A 20,762-nucleotide genomic window follows, 5' to 3' on the forward strand; every position below is an offset into this window, starting at 1 on the left:
ATTATCATCGTGTCCCCCCGGTCCCAACCCTGGGGAGGACGACGCGATTTGTCCAGTCTTTCCAATGCCGCATCTATTCCTGGGGCATCATCCGCCGGGGCAGAACGCTATCGCTGATCAGCGGATAGCTGCGGGCGTTGAACAGTTGATAATGCCACCACTCCTTCGCATAAAAATCCCAGCCCGCCGCCGACATCAGGCCGAGCAGCAGCAGCCGGTTGCGCTGGGCCTCAGGGCTAATGTCGGTCCGGGCGTGGTGGGATTGTTCGGTAAAATCATCAAAGGGGGTGCCCATATCGAGTTCCCGCCCGTCGCCGTCGATCAGCGTTAAATCGATGGCAACGCCGCGCGAGTGGGGCGAGCCTTTGCGCGGATCGGCAACAAAATCGGAATTGGGGGCAAAGTTCCACAAAGCCCATTGCGCTTCGGGCGGGCGGAAGGCATCGAAAATGCGGAACCGATAGCCCAGCGGCGCGGCCAAGGCGACGGCGCGGCGAAGTGCGGCGGCGGCATCCGTCTGCAAGTAACAGTCGGCTTGCGCATAAATCGGTTTGCCCGTCACATTATTGACTGTGGCATAGGCAAGCGCGATGTCTACGGAGTATAGATCGGGCGTTATGCGAACCAACGACATTCGACAGTTTCCTTTGCAGGCAGCTTGGCCGACCGGCGTTAGCCGATGGCCGAATTTGGCGCCGGATTGGGTGATAGCATCGCCACGGCCCGCCTGCCACCCCGGGCGCGTGCGGGAGGGGCTGCAATGACGGCACTGCTCGTGCTCGATGCCAGCGGCGCCGCCGTTTCGGTTGGCCTTGTCGCCCTGCCGGGGGGGGAGGTGCTGGCGAGCGATAGCCTGATCCTCCAGCGCGGTCAGGTCGAAGCCTTGCTGCCGATGGTGGCCGAGGTGCGGGCGCGCGCCGGGATCGGCTTTCCCGATCTTGCGGCCGTGGCGGCGACGGTTGGTCCCGGCTCCTTCACGGGCATTCGCCTGGGGTTGGCGGCGGCGCGCGGGATCGGTCTGGCGGCCGGGCGTCCGGTTTTCGGGGTCGGAAGTTTCGATGCGCATCGCGAGGCGGTTCTTGCCGCTGCGCCCGATCACCCCGGGCCGCTGCTGGTGCTGCTGGATAGTAAGCGCCACGATGTTTTTGCCCAAGCTTTCAACGCCGGGGGCGCGGCGCTGACCTCGCCGCAGGTTCTGAGCCCCGAGGCCGTGCGGGCTTTGGCGGAGCGGGTAACGGCGGACGAACCGGGGCCGTTGATGGTCGCCGGGGATGCCGCCGCTTTGCCCAGCCTCGATGGTCTGGCGCTCACGCGGGGGCCGGGTGGCCCCTTGCCGATTGCGGCGGTGGCCGCCTGCGCGGTGCGGCAGTGGCAGGCGGGCGGCGCGGAATTGCCCCCGGCCTCGCCGCTCTATCTGCGCCCGCCCGACGCGGTGGTGCCGCAAGGGGGCGGGGTGCTGCCACATTTGCGTGGGCCGGGGGGCGCGTGACCCCGCCGCCGCCCCGCCTGGTCGATCTCGGGTTGCCCCATGTGTCGCTGGTGTCGGCCCTGCACGGTGCCTGCTTTGAAGACGGCTGGCGCCCCCAGACATTTCTCGATCTTATCCAGGGCGGCGGTGTGTTTGGTCTACTGGCGCTCGATTGGCGGGATCGGCCGCTGGGCTTTGCGCTAACGCGCCTAACCGTGGGGGAGGGCGAAATTCTGACCCTCGGCGTTTTGCGGGAAGCGCGGCAACAAGGGGTCGGGAAGCTGCTTTTGTCTGGTCTTTGCGCCCGTCTTGCGGTACTGGGCTGCCATGTTCTGTTTTTAGAGGTGGCGGAGACAAATAATCCCGCCCAGCGTTTGTATGAATCATTCGGATTTCGACAGGTAGGGCGTCGAAAGGATTATTACACCCATTTGGATGGTTCACGCGAAGCGGCCTTGGTGATGCGGCGTGATTTGCTAACCTGATTAACCGATATCCACTTCAAGAAATTTATTTTTAAGGCTTTGCATTCAATTTTTTAACGAATGGACTTGCAAAAGGATTGCAACACCGCGCTAAGGGCTTTATACATTGCGCAGTATCAAGCGACATGGAATTGTTAACAATGTCGGATAGCAGCACTTCGCGAGACCTTACTGCGCTGACCACAAACGTGGTTGCCGCTTATTTGTCCAATAACTCCCTGCCTGTCGGAGATTTGCCAGGTCTTATCCGCCAAGTCTACTCGGCGTTAACGAATCTGGGTACTCCTGTTGAAGTGGCGCCGGAAAAGCCGGTTCCTGCAGTTCCCGTAAAGAAATCGGTTACGCCCGATTACATCATCTGCCTTGAAGACGGCAAAAAACTGAAGATGCTGAAGCGTCATCTGAAAACCGCCTTCAATATGACCCCGGAACAGTATCGGGAACGTTGGGATCTTCCCGCCGATTACCCGATGGTGGCGCCGAATTATGCCACCCAGCGCAGCTCGCTGGCGAAGCAGATTGGCCTTGGGACGCGCTCGCGTCGCGGGTCGGGCAAATAAGCCCTCGCTGAAAAGCGCTCAAAAACGAACGGCGGAAGGATAAAACCTTCCGCCGTTCGTGTATCTGCCTCTATATAAGGCCACTTCCCGCGCCGCCCGTCACAAGGGGGATGCGGAGCGCCGGAGGTTTCGAGTATATAGAGAGGCAAGGGAGGAGGGCTTTTCGTGCCACAGGAAACACTCTCGCGCCTTGAGCGCTTATGCATCGACAAAGGTCTGAAAATGACCGAGCAGCGCCGCATTATTGCGCGCGTTTTGTCCGATGCCTCCGATCATCCCGATGTGGAGATGCTGTACCGGCGGGCGACGGCGCTCGATTCGCGCATTTCAATCGCCACCGTCTACCGCACGGTTCGCCTGCTTGAAGAGGCGAATATCCTGGAACGTCACGATTTCGGCGATGGCCGCGCCCGGTACGAAGAACTGCCCGAAGAACACCATGATCATCTGATTGATGTGGAAACCGGGGCCGTTATCGAGTTCCAGAATACGGAAATCGAAGAGCTTCAGCGTAAGATCGCCGAAACCTTGGGGTATCGGCTGGTGGATCACCGGTTGGAACTTTATGGTGTCCGCCTGGATAAGAACGAACCCGCGAAAGGTAACTGATCCATATGGGACAGGGGGTAGCACCGGTCACGCCCAAACTTGCGGGCGATCTTAAGACCGGCTCGCTGGAAGTCCGGCTGGCAGAAACAGCGGCGGAACTGGATGCTGCGCAAGCGTTGCGCTATCGCATTTTCTACGAAGAAATGCAGGCCAAGCCCGATGCGACGACCGAGGCCGCCCGTCGCGATGTCGATGCCTATGACGCGCAGTGCGATCATCTGCTGGTGCTCGATCATTCTCTGGGCGAGGGGGCGGATGCCGTCGTTGGCACCTATCGGCTGATCCGCAAGCCGGCAGCGGATGCCGTAGGCGGTTTCTACACAAGGGACGAGTTCAATATCGCCCCGCTGCTGGCGCTGAAGGGCAATCTGCTGGAGCTTGGGCGGAGCTGCGTCGATACCCGCTATCGGACCCGCCCGACCATGCAGTTGCTGTGGCGGGGCATTGCCTCCTATGTTTTTCATTATGATATTGCGCTGATGTTCGGCTGCGCCAGTCTGCCGGGGGTGGACCCCGATGCGCATAAGTTGGCCCTGTCGTACCTGCATCATTATCATCTGGCGCCGGAAGAGATGCGCCCGCGCGCGCTGCCGGACCGGTTCGTTGCGCTCGACCGCATGCCGAAAGACGCTATCGATATGAAGCGGGCGCTGGCCGATCTGCCGCCGCTGATCAAAGGTTATCTGCGTTTGGGCGGTTTCATCGGCGATGGCGCGGTGATCGATCATCAGTTCAATACCGTCGATGTCTGCATTCTGGTGAAGACCGATCTGGTGACGGATAAATATTTCAATCACTACAGCCGCACCACCGGTGGCCCGTCGGTCGGCGATGGTGATGAACCCGCTGGCGTGGCGTAAGCCGATAGCACCATGAGCGGTCTGATGGCGGGCATCGGTTCCCTTCCGCTGGCGGTTTTCCGGCTGGTGGTTTACCTGCTGTTCACGGCGCTCTGCATGCCCGTGCAGGCGCTGGCCGTGGCGTGGAAGCTGCCGCTGCGCAGCCGCTTTCCCGTTTGGTACCACCGCCGCTGCTTGCGGCTGCTGGGGGTGGAGTTGGAGGTGACGGGTACCCCGTCCCACGCCCATCCAACCCTATTTGTCGCCAATCACGGCGGGTATCTCGATATCAGCATCCTCGGCGCGCTGATCCCGGGCAGTTTTGTCGCCAAGTCGGAAGTCGGTACTTGGCCGCTGTTCGGTTGGCTGGCGAAATTGCAGCGCACGGTTTTCGTTGATCGCAAGCGCGGCTCCACCCATACCCAGCGCGATGATATCGTCAGCCGCTTGCAGGATGGCGATAATCTGATCCTGTTCCCGGAAGGCACCAGCAGCGACGGTAACCGCGTGTTGCCGTTCAAAAGCGCCTTGTTCAGCGTGGCCGCCCTCGAGACCGGGCATGGGCCGCTGGTGGTTCAGCCCGTGTCGGTCGCCTATACCAAGATCAACGGCATGCCGATGGGCCGGGCGCTGCGCCCGTTCTTGGCGTGGTATGGTGATATGGACCTAGGGCCACACCTCGTGCGTCTCGCTGGTCTCGGGCGCGTTACGGTCGCGGTGACGTTCCACCCGCCCGTCACGCTGCTCGGCCTCGGGAGCCGCAAAGCCCTTTCCGCCCATTGCGAAAGCACGATTGCCGCCGGGCTTGCCGCCGCGCTGTCGGGCCGGTCGCTTCCTCCTCCCGCCTCTGATCCCGCCCTGGTGCCCCAATGAGCGTTAGCCTTTTCGATTTGTTCAAGGTCGGGCTTGGCCCGTCCAGTTCCCATACCGTCGGGCCAATGAAGGCGGGGGTCCGCTTCGGCGAGGCGCTGGCCGCCGCCGGGCTATTGCCGCGCGTCGCCCAGGTGCGGGCGGAACTCTTCGGCTCCCTCGCCTTAACCGGCAAAGGGCACGCCACCGATAGCGCCGTGATCCTGGGGCTGGCGGGGCATCTGCCCGATAAGATCGACCCGGATCAGGTGGCGCCCTTGCTTGCGGGGATTGCCGCCGAGCAGAGTCTGCCGCTGGCGGGGGCCTTCCCGGTGCCCTTCGTTGAAGCCCGCGATCTTCTGTTCCAAATGGCGGAAACCCTGCCGCGCCATACCAATGGCCTGCGCTTTACCGCCTATGATGCCGAGGGCGGCGAGCTGCTAAGCCGCATTACCTATTCGGTCGGTGGCGGCTTTATTCTGGACGAGGCGGAGTTCGATCAGGTCGCGGCGGCGCGTGGCCCCGTGCTGCCCTTCCCGTTCAATTCTGGGGCGGAACTGCTGGGCATGGGCATGACCTCCGGCCTCAGCATCGCCCAAATGGTTATGGCCAATGAGTTGGCCCTGCGCCCACGGGCCGAGGTGGAGGAGCATCTGCGCCGGGTATGGGAGGCGATGCAGGCCTGTGTGAAGCGCGGCCTATCGACCGAAGGCATTCTGCCGGGCGGCTTGCGCGTCAAACGCCGGGCGCCTGGGTTGCACCGGGCGATGCAGCGCAGCCTTGCCGCCAATCAACCGTCGCCGACCTTGGCCTTCGAGCGCGCCAGCCTCTACGCTATCGCCGTGAACGAGGAAAACGCCTGCGGGGGGCGCGTCGTTACCGCGCCGACCAATGGCGCCGCCGGGTTGATCCCCGCCGTGCTGCATTATTTCAAGGATTGTTGGCCCGAGCTGGCGCAGGAAGAGAAAATCTTCGAATTCCTGCTGACCGCGACCGCCATCGGCAGCCTGTTTAAAACCCGCGCGTCGATTTCCGGGGCGGAGGTTGGCTGCCAGGGCGAAGTCGGCGTTGCCTGTTCAATGGCCGCCGCTGGGCTTGCCGCCGCGCTAGGCGGCAGCAATGCGCAGATCGAGAATGCCGCCGAAATCGGCATGGAGCATAACCTGGGGCTAACCTGCGACCCCATCGCCGGCCTCGTGCAAATCCCATGCATCGAGCGCAATGCCATGGGGGCGGTGAAAGCCATCAATGCCGCCGCGCTGGCCCTACAGGGCGACGGCACGCACCGGGTGTCGCTGGATCAGGTGATCGAAACCATGCGCCAGACTGGTCACGACATGATGACCAAATATAAGGAAACCGCCCAGGGCGGCCTCGCGGTCAACGTGGTGGCCTGCTAGCGCGCTTCATGCCTTACAAGGGGGGGATCAGAGGGTTTCCCCTCAGATCACACTCTCTTCCAAAGCGGCTTCTTCCGCCCGTCCCGTGCCGCCAAGCAGGCGGCCAAGGACGTGGAAGCCGCGTTCAATATCCTCCCGCCCGCGCGGCGTCCCCAGGGCGAGGCGTAGCCCGTCGCTGACCGTGCGGCCTACGCAAAAGGCGGCGGTGGGCGATAGGATCACCCCATCGCGGCGGGCGGCGGCGATCAGCACATCGTCGCGCCAGCCTTCCGGCAGATCGAGCCAGAGGTGGTAGGAGCTTGGGTGCGTCGGGCGCGGGCTTAGGCCGTACCCGCCCAAGACGCGGCGGGCGATGGCTTGGCGGGCGGCGGCTTCCAGGCGCTTTTCGGCAATCAGACGCTGGGCCGTGCCACTATCGACCCAGAGGCGGACGATTTCGGCCATCAGCGGCGGCGCCATCCAGACGGTGGTGCGCACACCGGTGGCGATGCGGGTTGCCGCTTCCGGCGGGGCAACAAGCGCGCCGATGCGCAGGCCCGCCGCCAAACTCTTCGAGGTAGAATTGAGGTAATAGACCTGATCCGGCGCATAGCTGCGCAGTGGCAGCGGCGCTTCGGGCACGAGGAAGCCATAGACATCATCTTCCAAGATCGCGACGCGATAGCGCTGGGCGATCTCGGCAATCTCTGCCCGGCGGGCGGCGCTCCAGATGATTGCCGTCGGGTTTTGCAGCGTCGGCATGCAGTAGAGCGCCTTCACCAGCCCCTCGCGGCAAGCGGCGTCGAAAGCGTCGGGCAGAATGCCCTCGGCGTCGCCCGGCAGGCCCTTTAAGCGTAAGTGCATCAAGCGCGCCGCCGACTTCAGCCCGCCATAGGTCAGCGCGTCGCAGGCGATGGTATCGCCCGGCGCGGCAACGGCGGATAGGGCCATGAGCAGCGCATGCTGCGCGCCGGAGGTCAGGAAGACGCTTTCCGGCAGTGGCTCGAACCCGGGACGGGAGAGGAAGCGCGCCATCGCCGCACGATGATCGGCCATGCCGAGGTGCGGTTGATAGGCCAGGAAGGGTTCGACCGCGCCGCCCTGGGCGATTTCGGCCAGGGTTTCACTCAGGCACCGCGCTTCACTGCCGCAATTGTTTCCCGACACATTGATCGCAAGGTCGATCAATGTGTCGCTATTGGTCAGCGCCGTCGCCGCCACTTGTTCCAGGCGTGGGCGGACAAAGGTGCCGCGCCCAACCTCGCCCCCGATGAGCCCGCGCTTTTCCGCCTCCGAATAGGCGCGCGTTACCGTGCCGACGGTGACTTTCAGCCGATAGGCAAGCTCGCGATGGGTCGGTAGGCGGGTGCCGCTCGGCAGGCGGTTTTGCTCGATATCCTCCGCCAGCGCATCGGCAATTGCCTTATAGCGCGGCCCCCGAAACCGGCTGAGATCGGGCAGCCAGAGATCGCCGGGGCGATGCGGCAGCGCGGCGGCAGGGCGGGCGTAGGTTTCGAGCATGGCGGTCATGGCCGGTCTCCTTTGTCTCGATCCTAGGGGAAGTACCCCCAGGTGTCGAGAGAGATTGTCCTCTTTTTCTCACGAAAATTCATAATTGTTTCGAAATTTTTCAGAACAATTTTGTCTTCGAGACAATTATTCCCCTCGACAGAGTGGTTGTTTGGGATCGAAATAAGGGCCTGTCCATAAATTGTATCCTAAAGGAGAAGGACAATGGCTCAGAAAACGGCACAAATCTTTTACGCTTCCGTCGAAGCAACCGGCGCCGCGCCGCGTCGCGCCGTTTCCAAGACCATTGTCCGCACGCTCGCGGCGCCGCTGCTGTGGCTTGCGGCGGTCAATCGGCGGTATCGCCTGCACGTTCGGTTCGAAGACCTGCCGCCCGATATTCGGCGTGATCTTGGCTTTCGGGAAGATACGGGACAATCGGGCTTGCGGGGAGGGGACAATGTCCGCTTTCCTGACTGGACCTGACGCGACGGCGGCCCGCGCCCCGCTGTGGTCCCTGTGGGCTGCACGGTGGCTGTCCGCGCCGTCACCGTCTTTCGCCGATGAGGAGAGCGACATGACCGAGACACTCACCGCCGCCGTGCCTGCCACCGAGGATTTATTCCGCGCCGATGCTTACGCGGTCACGACGACCGCAACGGTGCTGGCGGTTTTGGCGGGCGAGGCGGGGGCGGAGATTATCCTCGATCGCACCCTCTTCTACCCGATGGGCGGCGGCCAGCCGGGCGATACGGGCGTCATTCTTGCCCCTGACGGGACGGAGTGTGTCATCACCGATACCCGCAAGGGCATCCAGCCGGGGACAATCGCCCATCGGGCAGCCTCGGCGGGAACGCTGGCGCCGGGGCAGACGGTGACCCTGCGGCTCGATTGGCCGCGCCGTCATAAGCTGATGCGCATGCACACCTGCCTGCATCTTCTCTCCGCCGTCATCCCGGCTGGGGTAACGGGCGGGCAGGTTGGGGAGGATAAGGGGCGGCTGGATTTTGATATTGGCGAGCTGGTGCTGGACCGCGACGCCATCGAAGCCCAGCTCAACGCCCTGATTGCCGCCGATCACCCGGTGGGGCAGCGCGCGATCACCGATGCCGAACTGGACGCCAATCCGGGCCTTGTCAAAACCATGTCCGTCCAGCCGCCGCGCGGCGCGGGGATCGTGCGGCTGATCGAGATTCCGGGCGTCGATCTTCAGCCCTGCGGCGGCACCCATGTTGCCCGCACGGGGGAAATCGGCCCGGTGCGGATCGAGAAAATCGAGAATAAGGGCAAGCGCAACCGCCGGGTCGTGCTGGCGTTTGCCGAAGGATAAGCGAGAGACCGATGGACCTTTCCCCCGTTACCCTGCGCGGGCGGCGCGTTACCCTCGTGCCGCTCACCGCCGATCACGGCCCGGCGCTGGCCGCCGCCATCGGCACCGATCCGGTTTTCCGCTATTTCGGCGGCCTTCCGGCGGCGGATAGCGCGGCGGTGCCAGCGTTTCTGGCCGTTGCCGAGGCGATGGTTGCCGCCCAGACTGCCGTGCCTTTCTGCACGCTGGATGCGGCGACCGGCGCGCCCATCGGCTCCAGCCGGATCGCCATGATCGACCCGCAGCACCGCCGGGGGGAGATTGGGTGGACCTTCCTGATCCCGCGCTATCAGCGCAGCGGCACCAACCGGGAAGCCAAATATCTGATGCTGCGCCATGCCTTCGAAACGATGGGCTTTAATCGCATTCAGATCAGCACCCACCACGAAAATATCCAGTCGCAAACCGCCATCGCCGCCTTGGGGGCGGTGAAGGAAGGTGTGTTGCGCAATCACATCATCATGGGCGACGGCTCGAACCGCCATACGGTGGTTTTCTCGATTGTGCCGGACGAATGGCCCGCGATCAAAGCGCGCCTCGAAGCGCAACTTTATCCCGATGGAGATATCCCCGCATGAGCTGGACGCTGCCCTTCTATCAGGTCGATGCCTTTCATCCGCAGCGCTATCGCGGTAATCCGGCGGCGATTGTCCTGCTGACGGAGGCTTTGAGCGACGCCGACATGCAGACAATCGCGGCGGAAAACAACCTATCGGAAACCGCCTATATCCGCCGTCGTCCGGGCGCGGCGGTGGACTATGACATCCGCTGGTTCGCCCCAGCGCTGGAAGTGCAGCTCTGCGGTCACGCCACCCTTGCCAGTGCGGCGGTGGTGCTGGAGCGGCTGGAGCCGGGGGCGACGCGCGTCACCTTCCAAAGCCTCAGCGGGCCGCTCTATGTCGATAAGGTCGCGCTCGCCGATGGCACGCCCGGCTATCAATTGGATTTCCCGCGCGACGTGCCGGATGTCCTCACCGACGCGGCCTTGGTGGCCCAGGTTGCCGAGGCGTTTGGGGTAGAGGTGCTCGGTCTGCTGAATAGCCCAACAGCCGCCTATCGGCTGATTGCCCTGGTCCGCGATGCGGCAACGGTGGAAAACGCAGCCCCCGATCTGACCAAGGTGAAGGCTATCCCCTATCGCTCGCTGTCCCTGACGGCGGCGGGGGATGGCGCGCATGCGGATGTGGATTTTGTCTCCCGCATGTTTGCGCCGCGCGCGGGGATCAGCGAAGATCCGGTGACCGGCTCGCTGCACTGTATCCTCACCCCCTATTGGGCGAACAGGCTGGGGAAGACCAAGCTGCGTGCCCGGCAACTCAGCGCCCGGCGCGGCGAATTGACGGTGGAAGATACCGGCACCCGCACGCTGATTGCCGGGGCGGCAACCTTCGTGATCGAAGGGCAGATCACCGTTTAGCCCTTGTGTCTTTTGCTGTTGCGCCGATATGGGCGTAAGGCCCCCAGGATTGGAAACCGCTGCCGATGTCGCTGACACTGCCCTTTTTTCAGGTCGATGCTTTCACTGCCGAACGGTTTCGCGGCAATCCCGCCGCCATTGTGGCCGAGGCCGACCCGTTAACCGAGGCCCAGATGCTGGCGATTGCGGCGGAAAATAATCTGTCGGAAACCGCCTATCTTCGGCGGCGGCAAGGGACGGCAGCAGAATACGATATTCGCTGGTTCACGCCGGTGATGGAGATGGACCTTTGCGGCCACGCCACCCTCGCCAGCGCGGCGGTGGTGCTGGAACGGTTGGAGCCAAGGGCGGAACGGGTGATATTCCACGGCCAGCGCGGCCCGTTGCGTGTGGATAAAATAACCTTACCAAACGACGCGCCCGGCTATCAGCTCGATTTTCCGCGCGATCCGCTTCAGCCGGTCGATAATCCGGCGTTGCTGGCGGCGATAACGGCGGCGATTGGCGTTGAACCCTTAGGCTTGCTGGGTACAGGGCGCGCGGTGGCGCTGCTGCCCGATGCCGCCAGTGTCGAAGCGCTCACCCCCGATCTCGCCCGGGTAGCGGGGCTGGAGCCGTCGTGGCTCGCCGTCACCGCGCCGGGTGACGGGGCGCATGGCGATGTCGATTTCGTCAGCCGACTATTCGCGCCGCGCGAAGGCATTCCCGAAGACCCGGTCACAGGCTCCCTGCACTGTATGCTGATGCCCTATTGGGCGGGACGCTTGGGCCGCCCCAAATTGCGCGCCCGCCAACTCAGCGCCCGGCGCGGCGACCTATGGCTGGATGACACTGGTACCCGCACCCTCATCGCTGGGTCGGCGGTGTTTGTGATCGAGGGGCGGATTTCGATCTAAACCCTTAGCCAGCCCCGCCGCGCTTCGCTACACTGCGCGCCGTTATGAGTGAGAGCAAAGCCCCCGAATATCGGGTTCTGGCCCGAAAATACCGCCCGCAGACCTTCGCCGATATGATCGGGCAGGAAGCGTTGGTGCGCACCCTGACCAATGCCATTCAGTCGGGCCGCTTGGCGCATGCCTTCATGCTGACCGGCGTGCGCGGGGTGGGGAAGACCACCTCCGCCCGTATCGTGGCGCGGGCGCTGAACTGCATTGGTGCCGATGGCACGGGCGGGCCGACGCCGGAGCCGTGCGGCGTGTGCGATCCCTGCGTCGCCATCGCCGCCGACCGCCACCCCGACGTGATCGAAATGGACGCTGCCAGCCGCACCGGCGTCGATGACATCCGCGAGATTATCGACGGCGTGCGCTATAAGCCGATATCGGCGCGCTATAAGATCTACATTATCGACGAAGTGCATATGCTCTCCAAAAACGCCTTCAACGCGCTGTTGAAGACGCTGGAAGAGCCGCCCGACCATACGAAGTTCCTCTTCGCCACCACAGAAATCCGCAAAGTGCCGATCACGGTGCTGTCGCGCTGCCAGCGCTTCGATCTGCGCCGCATCGAACCCGAAGTGCTGGCCGCCCATTTCACCCGTGTCGCCGGGCTGGAAAAGGTAACGCTGACGCCGGAAGCCGCGGCCTTGATCGGGCGGGCGGCGGACGGGTCGGCGCGCGACGGCATGTCGCTGCTCGATCAGGCCATTGCCCTCTCGTCGGGCGGCACGGTCGAAGCTGAAACTGTCCGCGCAATGCTGGGCTTGGCGGATCGGCTGCTGGTGTATGATCTGTTCGGCAAGGTGATGGCCGGGGCAATCGCCGAAGGGCTGGCCCTCTACGAAGACATGCACCGCGCCGGGGCTGATGCCAGCCAAGTATTGCAAGATCTGATGGGGCTGTGCCACACGGTCACCCGCCTGAAAGTCGCGCCGGGGGCGCTGGAAAGCGCGGCGGAAACCGAGCGGCGCGCGGCGGGGGATCTCGCGGGCAGCCTGTCGGTCGCGGCGCTCACCCGGGCGTGGCAGATTTTGTTGAAGGGCGCGCAGGAAGTTCACGCCGCCCCCGATCCGCGTGCCGCGCTGGAAATGGTGCTGATCCGCCTTGCCTATGTGACGGACCTGCCGAGCCCGGCGGACTTAATCCGGCGCTTGACCCAGGAGGGTGCCCCCGCCGTTGGCGGCCCGGCACCCAGTGGCGGCGGGGCCGGGCCACGTCTCGCGATGATCGCGGGCGGCGGGGCGGTGGCGGTGGCACAGGCGGCGCCTGTTTCCGTCGGTCTGCCGCAGCCGACGAGTTTCGAGGAGGTGGTCGCCCTCGTCGAAGCCAAGAAAGACCTGTCGCTGCGCACCCATTTGATGAACGACGTGCGCCTCGTGTCCTTCGAGGTTGGCAAGATCGACCTGATGCCCTTGGAACGGGCGCCGCGCGACCTCGCCGCCAAACTCTCAGGCTGTTTGCAGGACTGGACTGGGCGGCGCTGGATGGTCGCGCTGACCGCCAGCGGCGGCGGCCAAACCCTGCGCGAACAGGAACAGACGGAAGCGGCGGCGCGGCGCGACCGCCTCGCCCGGCACCCGCTGGTGCAGCAGATCGCCAAGACCCTGGGCGGCACGGTGGAGGAGATGATCGTCACCCCCCGCCAGGGCTTTCTGCCCGCCGCCCCGCAGGCCCCGCTCGACCCCGATGCCGAAGGGCTTGACGAGACCGGCGATTTCGTTGTCGATGACGCCGATTTCCTGGATCACACCTTCTAACCGGCTGAAGGCCGAAGGAGTTTCCCGATGAAGAATTTCGGGCAGATGATGAAGCAGGCCCAGCAGATGCAGACCAAAATGGCCGAAATGCAGGCCAAGATGGAAAGCACCGAGGTTGACGGCCAAAGCGGCGGCGGCATGGTCAAGGTCCGCGTCAACGGTAAGGGCGACCTGAAGAAGATCAGCATCGATAAATCGCTGTGCGATCCCAATGAAGTCGAAATGCTGGAAGATCTGATTATGGCCGCCGTCAACGACGCCAAGGCCAAGACCGAAGCGATGGCCGCCGAACAAATGGCCTCGCTGACCGGCGGGCTAAAGCTGCCGCCGGGGTTGAAGCTGCCGTTCTAATCGGGCCTTTCGCGTTTTATGACCGATGCTACGCCGCTCGATGGGCTGATTGCTCTGCTAGCGCGTCTACCGGGGCTGGGGCCGCGGTCGGCGCGACGGGCGGCGCTGCATCTCTTGAAGCGCCGCGACGCGCTGATGCTGCCCTTGGCCGAGGCGCTGGCGGAAACCGCCCGGAGCGTGAAAACCTGCACCACCTGCGGCACGCTCGACCTTACCGACCCTTGCCGGATTTGCAGCGACGATACCCGTGCCGAAGGGCCGCTGTGTATCGTGGAGCAGGTGGGCGACCTTTGGGCGATTGAACGCACCGGCAGTTTCAAGGGCCGCTATCACGTGCTCGGCGGCACCCTCTCGGCGCTCGAAGGCGTCGGGCCGGACGCGCTCGGTATTCCCAAACTGATCGCGCGGGTCCAGCAGGCGGGAACGGGGGAGATTATCCTGGCGCTGAACGCCACCCTTGAGGGGCAAACCACCGCCTATTACCTCACCGAAGCCTTGGCCGACACGGGCGCAAAACTCACCCGCCTCGCCCACGGTGTCCCGGTGGGTGGGGAGCTGGATTATCTTGACGAAGGTACGCTCATGGCGGCCTTTTCGGCCCGGCGGAGTGTGGAGTAGGGGAATTCTGACGGTCCCTTGCGTTAGGCTTCCTGCGGTTTTATCTTTATGGGCATAATTTTTCTGCCCAGGTGCCCCGATGCCGCTGAACATCAAAGATCCGACGACGGAACATTATGTCCGGGCCCTTGCTGCGGCGACAGGCGAAGGGGTGACTTTGGCGGTTCGGAAGGCGGCGCAGGAGCGTTTGCAACGGATTAACCGTGACCGCACAGGCCGATTGACGGCGGAACTGTTGGAAATTGGGCGGCGTTGCGCCGCCTTGCCTGATCTTGATAGTCGTAGCGCCGATGAGATCATTGGATATGACGAGCACGGCGTTCCGCGCGCATGGTGATCGATACCTCGGCCATTATTGCGATTTTGCTGGGGGAGCCTGAGGCGCCAGAGTTGGCCCGCGCTATCGAAGACGGCTCGCCCCGCCTGCTATCGGCGGCAAATCTGCTGGAAACGTCAATGGTGATTGAAGCCCGTAAGGGCGACGCCGCAGGCCGGGAGTTGGACCTATTGCTCTATCGCGCTGGCATTGATGTGGTGCCGGTCGATCAGGAACAGGCTGAAATCGCTCGGGTCGCTTGGCGGCGTTATGGCAAAGGACGGCATCCGGCCAACCTGAACTTTGGTGATTGTTTTGCCTATGCTTTGGCCAAAACAACGGGCTTACCCCTACTCTTTAAGGGCGATGATTTTAACCAGACGGATATAGGTCGGGTGGCTTAGCGCTTCCCTCCCGCCGCTCTAAAATCTCCCGTGCCTTGAGATACGAGAGGATCGGATAGAGCGCCGCGAAAATGCCGAGCAGCAGGCCTGTGGCGCCCTCCTTATAGCCCTTGCGCTGCACATAGGCCTTGACGAAGCGCGTTACCATTCGCCGCAGATTGCCGCCAAGAGTGCCGATGTCGCCGCTGTCCACGAGATCGAGCGCATGGGCGCTGGTGTAACGGTTGAGGCGTTGGAGCGTATCGGCGAAGTCTTTATCGACGTAATGAATGAGCCCTTCGGAAAACCGCGTGCGGGTGCCGCGCAGGACGATCTTGGGGTGGACGGGCTGATCGCCCCAGTCTTTTGCGTCCTTATGGAACAGGATCGGTTTGGCGCCGACGCCATTATAGGCGCCCCAGCCATACACAATCTCGCGCCCGCCGATGAAATTGCGGATCGGCACCAGCGCGTACCCCTGCGGTGGGGTTTCTAGGAAGCGCAGAAGTTCGGCGGCAAGCTCGGGTGTTACCCGTTCGTCGGCGTCGATTTCCAAAACCCAAGGATGGGCGCAGGCGTCGATACCAGCCCGGCGGCGGGGGCCTTCAAGCGGCCAAGACCCCGCGATAATCCGGTCCGTATAGCGGCGGGCAATCGCCTCCGACCCATCGGTGCATTTATCCAGGACCACGATGATCTCGTCGGCGAAGCCCAAGGTGGCGAGGCAGGCGTCTAACTGGGTTTCCTCGTTATGCGCGACAACGAGGGCCGAGACGGGCTGCCGCGCCATGCCTGCTTCTTTCCCTATTCCGCTGCAACGGCAAGCGGGGCGTTCTTCAACGCCGCGCCCGGCCAAGTTTTACCCGTGGCGCGCTGGTAGCGCCCATCGAGGCGTAGGTCAACCCCCAGGGCCTCGGCGGCGCGCCACACCCAGCGCGGATCGTCGAGGAAGGCGCGGGCGATGGCGATCGCGTCGGCCTTGCCTTGCTGAAGAATCGCTTCCGCCTGCGGGCCGGTCACGATCATGCCGACGGCGATGACGGGGATCGAGACGGCCTTCTTGATGGCGTCGGCGGCGGGCACCTGATAGTTCGGGCCGACCGGGATTTTCGCGGACCCCACGACACCGCCCGAGGTGATATGGATAAAATCCAGCCCGATGGCTTCCAGCTTCTGCGACAGGATGGCGGTTTCTTCGACCGACCAGCCGCCATCCACCCAATCGGTGGCCGACAGGCGGATGCCAAGGCTCTTGTGCTTCGGCCAGACGGCGCGCACGGCTTCGGCGACTTCCAGCGCCAGCCGCATACGGTTTTCCAACGAACCGCCGTAACGGTCGGTGCGCTTATTGACCAGCGGCGACAGGAATTGATGGATCAGATAGCCGTGCGCGCCGTGGATTTCCACAAGATCAAACCCGGCGCGGTCGGCGCGCTTGGCGGCCTCGACGAAGGCGGCGACCGTTGCGGCAATCTCCGCCTCGGTCAGTGCATGGGGCGCTGGGCCATCGGCGGTGAAGGGTTCGTCGGTCGGGCCGACCGGCTGCCAGCCACCGTTGACGCCCGGCGCCAGCGGCTTGCCGCCTTCCCAAGGATAGCCGGTGGAGGCTTTGCGCCCGGCATGGGCCAACTGAATGCCGAAGGGAACCTGACTATAGGTGCGAATATCGGCCAGCAGCTTGGTCAGCGCGGCTTCCTGGGCGTCGGTCTCCAGCGCAAGGCAGTAGGGGGAGATGCGGCCCGCATTGGTCACGCCGGTCGCTTCCAGAATGATCAGTCCGGCGTTGGAGGCGGCGAAACCGCCCAAATGCTGCTGATGCCACGGCTGGGCTACGCCGTCTATGGCGCTATACTGGCACATGGGGGCAACGATGACGCGATTATCAATCGTCAAGGGCCCAAGGGCCAGCGGGGTGAAGAGCAGCGGCGACGCGGGAGTCGAAACCATCAGGCGGCCTCTCTGAAATGCAGGAACACCCATCAAGGATGGCGAGTGAACACTGTTATTTAAAGTGCGTGGCGCGCATGGCGCCCCCTATTGCGCCGCAGGGTTGATGGCGCGGCAGGCCCCGGCAAAGCCTTCGGAAATAAAAGTCGGTTGCTTGTAGAAGCCCTTTAGCCAGCAGGAGAGCAGGCAGAGTTCTTCCATCTTCAGCACTTCGTTTAGTGTGCCGGGCGGAAAACGGATGGCGAAGGTTTCGCTGATATAATCCAAAATCGCTTCGACCTGATCGATGGTCAGGCCGATATCGGTTTCCAGCACGGCGGTGCGCTTTAGAATAGCCTCGTCGATACCATATTGATCGCGAATCAGTTTCACGATGGCGCGGCTGAGTTCTTGCCAGTTTTTGACGTCGGCCATCGTTCTATGGACCCCAAGCTACCGATCTGTTCGCGCGCATCCTACCCGAAGCCGGGGGCGGGATGCTATCCCCGTCGCCATTTTAGCAGGCGCCGTATCTGGCGGCGCCCGGCGGGGGTGGCGAGGAGGGCGCCCACGACGGCGAAACCGCCCGTGAGAATCGCGAGGGCGAAGTTCAGACTGGTCAGCGGTGCCCCCTGAAGGCCATAGGCGCCAATCAGGCAGGGCAGCGCCGCGCCGAGCAGTGGGGCGGCGAGGGCGTCGCGCAGGAGCCGCCCCATCTCCCCAGGAAGGAGGGCGCGGGCGGCGACGCCGAGGAAGAGGGCGAAGCTACTAACATCCAGCAGTAGGCGGGCGCCAATCGGCAGGAACAGCCCCACTATCGGCGTTGCGACCAGCACGAGCGGTAGATAGACCGCGCCGGACAAAATGGCTTGCCAGAACAGCACCCGCGTCGTGCCCAAGGCAAGCTGGGCCATATAGGGCAGCATATTGAGCGCGCTGGCCGCCCCGGCGATCACCAGCAGGCGAAAGGCCAGGATCAGATCGGGCGGCACCGTGACGGTCGGGAAAAGCGCGGCCAAGACGCGCGGGGCGAACAGCAGCCCCGCGATCGTCGTCGGCAGGATCAAGGCCCCAGCGATTTGGGCGGCGGCGTGATAGCTGCTGGTAAACCCGTCCCGGTCGCCATCGGCCTGTTGGGCGATCCAGCGCGGGAAGGCGGCAAAGGCAATGGGGGCCGTCAGCCGGGTCGGCGCGGCGGCTAGCGTGCTGACGATGTGATAAAGGCCGAACAGATCAATCGGCAGCAGCCGGCTTAGCACCAGTTTATCGGCAAAATTGGTGGTGATGGAAACCAAGGTAGAGGTGCCATCACTCCGGGCGGATCGGATCAAGGGGCCAGCCAGTGCAATCCGGGGCCATCCGCCACCGGGAAACCCTTGGCGGCGCAGGCAATGCCGGGTCACCAGCCCGATCACCAGCATTTCGGCTAGAACGGCACCCAGCCAGGTGAGCAAGAGCGCCAGAATGCTTCGGTCGATGACGAGCAAAACCAGCAGCGAGAGGAGCAGCCGGACCGCCAGCGATCCGGCCTGTAGAAAATTACTGAGGCCCTGGCGTTCAATCCCGTTGAGGGCGGCGAGATCCATCACGCGGAAGCCGTGCAGAAAAATCACTGGCCCCAGCAGCCACAGGGCATGCTCGGCCTCGTCGTGCAGGGCGGGGGGGATGACCAGCCAGCGGCGCGTCAGAAAATCCGCCCCCAGCATCACGGCAGCGCTAAACGGCAGCAGCAGCCCCAGGAACAGGAGATGCGCCGTCGCCAGATAGTCTTGCGGCGGGGCGCCGGGGGCGGTCTGGGTGGCGGCTTGGGCGAAGCGGCGCGTAACCGCACGCCCAAGGCCGATATCGAGACTAATGCCGAACGTCAGCAGAAAACTGGCGGCCCCGACGATGCCGAAGCGATCGGCCCCCAGCAGCGGCACATAAAGAATGCTGGCGAGCAACGGCAGCAGGCTAATGGTCATTAGCCCGGCGAAGTTCGACAGCGCGTTGCGCTTCAGGCGACGGGGGGCGGTCATCAACCCCCGGGGCTATTCAGCCCCGGTGCCCAAGGATCCGCCCGACCGCAGCAGGGCGAGATCGGAGGCGACCATTTCTTTCACGAGATCGGGGAAGCTGGTCGTCGGCTCCCAGCCCAGCTTAGCGCGCGCCTTGGCGGCATCGCCGAGCAGCAGATCGACCTCCGCCGGGCGGAAGTAGCGCGGATCGATTTCGACGACCACTTTGCCGGTCCTGGCGTCTTTCCCGACTTCCTCCACCCCCTCACCCGACCAGACGATCTGCCGTCCGGTTTCGGCGAAGGCGCGTTCCACGAATTCGCGCACCGAACGGGTTTCCCCGGTCGCCAGCACGAAATCCTCAGCTTCCGGCTGTTGCAGAATGCGCCACATGCCTTCCACATAGTCGCGGGCATGGCCCCAGTCGCGCTTGGCGTCGAGATTGCCGAGGTAGAGCTTGTCCTGCTTGCCAAGCTCGATGGCGGCCACGGCGCGGGTGATCTTGCGAGTCACGAAGGTTTCGCCGCGGATCGGGCTTTCGTGATTGAACAGGATGCCGTTGCAGGCATAGAAGCCATAGGATTCGCGGTAATTGACCGTGATCCAATAACCGTAGAGCTTCGCAACGCCATAGGGCGAGCGCGGGTAGAAGGGCGTGGTTTCACGCTGCGGCGTTTCCTGCACCAACCCATAGAGTTCGGAGGTGGAGGCTTGGTAGAAGCGCGTCTTCTGCCCCAACCCCAGCAGGCGAATGGCTTCCAGCAGGCGCAGCACGCCGATGGCGTCGGCATTGGCCGTATATTCCGGCGTATCGAAGCTCACCTGCACATGGCTTTGCGCCGCGAGGTTATAAATCTCGTCCGGCTGGGTTTCCTGCACCAGACGGATCAGGTTGGTCGAATCGGTCATGTCGCCGTAATGCAGGCGGAAGCGCGCATCGGCTTCGTGAATATCCTGATAGATATCGTCGATACGGCCGGTGTTGAAGGACGACGAGCGCCGCTTCAGCCCATGTACCATATAGCCCTTGTCGAGCAGCAGCCGCGCCAGATAAGCCCCGTCTTGCCCCGTCACGCCCGTAATCAGGGCAACCTTCTGCGTCATATCCGTCTCCTGACCAAAGCGCCGCATCGCATCGGGCGGCACTGCTGTCTCTGCTACTTCTCTGTTTCCGGTGCTTCAAGTGAATTAGCGGAAAGGCGCTTCGTCACCAGCTCCGTCAGCATGCCGTGTAGGGTGCGGACTTCCTGATCCGTCAACTGCATGCGCCCGAAAAGCGCGCGGATATTGCGGACCATCGCCGGACGCATATGGGGGATGCGCAGGAAGCCGCATTCCTCCAACTCCGTCTCCAGCCGCAGCAGATAGCTTTCGAGATGCGCGCGGCTGGCGAGGGCCGCCGTGCCGGTGCGCAGTTCCGTCGCTGGGGTCTCGTCGGCGGCCTGGAACCATTCGTAACCGATCAGCAGCACGGCTTGTGCGAGATTGAGCGAGGAGAAATCCGGGTTCACCGGGCAGGTGATAACAGCATCGACTGGCGCCAGATCGTCGTTGATCAGCCCCATGCGCTCCGGCCCGAACAGCACCGCCGTCCGGGTTCCGGCAGCGGCATGGGCGCGCAGTTCGGCGGCGGCCTGCCGGGGGGTGACAACGCGCTTCACCAAATCGCGCGGCCGGGCGGAGGTAGCATAGACCACCTGCCGGTCCCCCAGGGCTTCCGTCATCGACCGATAGACGGTGGCATTCTCCAGCACTAGGGCGGCGCCGGAGGCGGTGGCGGTCGCCCGTTCGCTCGGCCATTCTGGGCGCGGGTTGACAAGGCGCATCCACGTTAGACCGAAGTTCAGCATGGCGCGGGCGGCAAAGCCAATATTATCGGCCAATTGCGGTTCGACCAGCACAAAGGCGGGCTGATCTTCAGGTGGGCGGACGAGCGGGCGTAAGGTCATGGCGGTTACCGTCGATAGATAATATTCAAGATTGTTTTTAAGT

General features: G+C 63.6%; 25 protein-coding genes. 17 read left to right on the top strand and 8 right to left on the bottom strand.

Features of this window, described 5'->3' with window-relative positions:
• Positions 1–73 precede the first annotated feature (73 nt).
• Positions 74–634, bottom strand: a complete 561-nt coding sequence (ddpX, locus tag CHR90_RS15145; RefSeq protein ID WP_094409920.1) for a D-alanyl-D-alanine dipeptidase — start codon at positions 632–634, stop codon at positions 74–76.
• A gap of 126 nt (positions 635–760) precedes the next feature.
• On the opposite strand from ddpX, the gene tsaB reads away from it, so the two are divergent.
• The 7 genes from tsaB to CHR90_RS15180 all read left to right on the top strand — a co-directional run bounded on the left by tsaB (position 761) and on the right by CHR90_RS15180 (position 6,210).
• Positions 761–1,489 (top strand): tRNA (adenosine(37)-N6)-threonylcarbamoyltransferase complex dimerization subunit type 1 TsaB, encoded by a 729-nt coding sequence (gene tsaB / locus CHR90_RS15150; protein WP_094410198.1) that lies wholly within the window; start codon positions 761–763, stop codon positions 1,487–1,489.
• Positions 1,486–1,953 carry a GNAT family N-acetyltransferase gene (locus tag CHR90_RS15155; RefSeq protein ID WP_170941427.1) on the top strand — a complete coding sequence of 156 codons (468 nt, stop codon included), beginning with the start codon at positions 1,486–1,488 and terminating at the stop codon, positions 1,951–1,953. The genes tsaB and CHR90_RS15155 overlap by 4 nt, the downstream gene beginning before the upstream one ends.
• A gap of 140 nt (positions 1,954–2,093) precedes the next feature.
• On the top strand, positions 2,094–2,513 hold the full coding sequence (locus tag CHR90_RS15160; RefSeq protein ID WP_094410199.1) for a Ros/MucR family transcriptional regulator: 420 nt from the start codon (positions 2,094–2,096) through the stop codon (positions 2,511–2,513).
• Between the two features lie 222 nt (positions 2,514–2,735).
• Positions 2,736–3,122, top strand: a complete 387-nt coding sequence (locus CHR90_RS15165; protein WP_094409923.1) for a Fur family transcriptional regulator — start codon at positions 2,736–2,738, stop codon at positions 3,120–3,122.
• Between the two features lie 5 nt (positions 3,123–3,127).
• The gene (locus CHR90_RS15170; protein ID WP_094409924.1) at positions 3,128–3,982 is read left to right on the top strand and encodes a GNAT family N-acetyltransferase; all 855 of its coding nucleotides are present in this window, start codon (positions 3,128–3,130) and stop codon (positions 3,980–3,982) included.
• A gap of 12 nt (positions 3,983–3,994) precedes the next feature.
• Entirely contained in the window at positions 3,995–4,834 is an 840-nt protein-coding gene (locus tag CHR90_RS15175; RefSeq protein ID WP_094409925.1) for a lysophospholipid acyltransferase family protein, read from the top strand.
• A complete protein-coding gene (locus tag CHR90_RS15180; RefSeq protein ID WP_094409926.1) occupies positions 4,831–6,210 on the top strand; it encodes an L-serine ammonia-lyase in 1,380 nt (459 codons plus the stop codon). The genes CHR90_RS15175 and CHR90_RS15180 overlap by 4 nt, the downstream gene beginning before the upstream one ends.
• A 42-nt stretch (positions 6,211–6,252) precedes the next feature.
• On the opposite strand, the gene CHR90_RS15185 is transcribed toward CHR90_RS15180, so the two are convergent.
• Positions 6,253–7,719 (bottom strand): aminotransferase-like domain-containing protein, encoded by a 1,467-nt coding sequence (locus CHR90_RS15185; protein ID WP_229671553.1) that lies wholly within the window; start codon positions 7,717–7,719, stop codon positions 6,253–6,255.
• Between the two features lie 204 nt (positions 7,720–7,923).
• Between CHR90_RS15185 and CHR90_RS15190 the strand changes: the two genes are divergently transcribed.
• The 10 genes from CHR90_RS15190 to CHR90_RS15235 all read left to right on the top strand — a co-directional run bounded on the left by CHR90_RS15190 (position 7,924) and on the right by CHR90_RS15235 (position 14,868).
• Positions 7,924–8,184 (top strand): hypothetical protein, encoded by a 261-nt coding sequence (locus tag CHR90_RS15190; RefSeq protein ID WP_094409927.1) that lies wholly within the window; start codon positions 7,924–7,926, stop codon positions 8,182–8,184.
• Between the two features lie 91 nt (positions 8,185–8,275).
• Positions 8,276–9,028: an alanyl-tRNA editing protein gene (locus tag CHR90_RS15195; RefSeq protein ID WP_094409929.1), complete on the top strand. Its 753-nt coding sequence runs from the start codon at positions 8,276–8,278 to the stop codon at positions 9,026–9,028.
• 11 nt (positions 9,029–9,039) lie between these two features.
• On the top strand, positions 9,040–9,645 hold the full coding sequence (locus CHR90_RS15200; protein ID WP_094409930.1) for a GNAT family N-acetyltransferase: 606 nt from the start codon (positions 9,040–9,042) through the stop codon (positions 9,643–9,645).
• The gene (locus CHR90_RS15205; protein WP_094409932.1) at positions 9,642–10,484 is read left to right on the top strand and encodes a PhzF family phenazine biosynthesis protein; all 843 of its coding nucleotides are present in this window, start codon (positions 9,642–9,644) and stop codon (positions 10,482–10,484) included. The genes CHR90_RS15200 and CHR90_RS15205 overlap by 4 nt, the downstream gene beginning before the upstream one ends.
• Positions 10,485–10,549: 65 nt before the next feature.
• Positions 10,550–11,380, top strand: a complete 831-nt coding sequence (locus CHR90_RS15210; RefSeq protein WP_212668706.1) for a PhzF family phenazine biosynthesis protein — start codon at positions 10,550–10,552, stop codon at positions 11,378–11,380.
• A gap of 44 nt (positions 11,381–11,424) precedes the next feature.
• Complete coding sequence (locus CHR90_RS15215; protein ID WP_094409934.1) at positions 11,425–13,179, top strand: DNA polymerase III subunit gamma/tau; 1,755 nt, start codon at positions 11,425–11,427, stop codon at positions 13,177–13,179.
• 27 nt (positions 13,180–13,206) lie between these two features.
• Positions 13,207–13,530 carry a YbaB/EbfC family nucleoid-associated protein gene (locus CHR90_RS15220; RefSeq protein WP_094409935.1) on the top strand — a complete coding sequence of 108 codons (324 nt, stop codon included), beginning with the start codon at positions 13,207–13,209 and terminating at the stop codon, positions 13,528–13,530.
• A gap of 18 nt (positions 13,531–13,548) precedes the next feature.
• Positions 13,549–14,148, top strand: a complete 600-nt coding sequence (recR, locus tag CHR90_RS15225) for a recombination mediator RecR (RefSeq protein WP_094409936.1) — start codon at positions 13,549–13,551, stop codon at positions 14,146–14,148.
• A 79-nt stretch (positions 14,149–14,227) separates the two neighbouring features.
• Positions 14,228–14,485: a type II toxin-antitoxin system VapB family antitoxin gene (locus tag CHR90_RS15230; protein WP_094409938.1), complete on the top strand. Its 258-nt coding sequence runs from the start codon at positions 14,228–14,230 to the stop codon at positions 14,483–14,485.
• The gene (locus CHR90_RS15235; RefSeq protein ID WP_094409939.1) at positions 14,479–14,868 is read left to right on the top strand and encodes a type II toxin-antitoxin system VapC family toxin; all 390 of its coding nucleotides are present in this window, start codon (positions 14,479–14,481) and stop codon (positions 14,866–14,868) included. The genes CHR90_RS15230 and CHR90_RS15235 overlap by 7 nt, the downstream gene beginning before the upstream one ends.
• Here CHR90_RS15235 and CHR90_RS15240 read toward each other — a convergent pair.
• The 6 genes from CHR90_RS15240 to CHR90_RS15265 form a co-directional block, all read right to left on the bottom strand.
• Positions 14,837–15,637 carry a glycosyltransferase family 2 protein gene (locus CHR90_RS15240; protein WP_094409941.1) on the bottom strand — a complete coding sequence of 267 codons (801 nt, stop codon included), beginning with the start codon at positions 15,635–15,637 and terminating at the stop codon, positions 14,837–14,839. The two genes, CHR90_RS15235 and CHR90_RS15240, sit on opposite strands and share 32 nt — an antisense overlap.
• Before the next feature lie 14 nt (positions 15,638–15,651).
• Positions 15,652–16,794, bottom strand: coding sequence for an NADH:flavin oxidoreductase/NADH oxidase (locus CHR90_RS15245; RefSeq protein WP_094409943.1), 1,143 nt, complete (start codon positions 16,792–16,794; stop codon positions 15,652–15,654).
• A gap of 87 nt (positions 16,795–16,881) precedes the next feature.
• A complete protein-coding gene (locus CHR90_RS15250) occupies positions 16,882–17,208 on the bottom strand; it encodes an acyl carrier protein (protein ID WP_094409944.1) in 327 nt (108 codons plus the stop codon).
• Positions 17,209–17,273: 65 nt separating this feature from the next.
• Positions 17,274–18,791 carry a lipopolysaccharide biosynthesis protein gene (locus tag CHR90_RS15255; RefSeq protein ID WP_094409946.1) on the bottom strand — a complete coding sequence of 506 codons (1,518 nt, stop codon included), beginning with the start codon at positions 18,789–18,791 and terminating at the stop codon, positions 17,274–17,276.
• Positions 18,792–18,803: 12 nt separating this feature from the next.
• Positions 18,804–19,874 carry a GDP-mannose 4,6-dehydratase gene (gene gmd, locus CHR90_RS15260; RefSeq protein ID WP_094410202.1) on the bottom strand — a complete coding sequence of 357 codons (1,071 nt, stop codon included), beginning with the start codon at positions 19,872–19,874 and terminating at the stop codon, positions 18,804–18,806.
• A gap of 53 nt (positions 19,875–19,927) precedes the next feature.
• Positions 19,928–20,719, bottom strand: a complete 792-nt coding sequence (locus CHR90_RS15265; protein ID WP_094409948.1) for an RNA methyltransferase — start codon at positions 20,717–20,719, stop codon at positions 19,928–19,930.
• Between the last annotated feature and the right edge of the window lie 43 nt (positions 20,720–20,762).

It is taken from the genome of Elstera cyanobacteriorum (assembly GCF_002251735.1).
In the GTDB taxonomy this organism is placed as follows: domain Bacteria; phylum Pseudomonadota; class Alphaproteobacteria; order Elsterales; family Elsteraceae; genus Elstera; species Elstera cyanobacteriorum.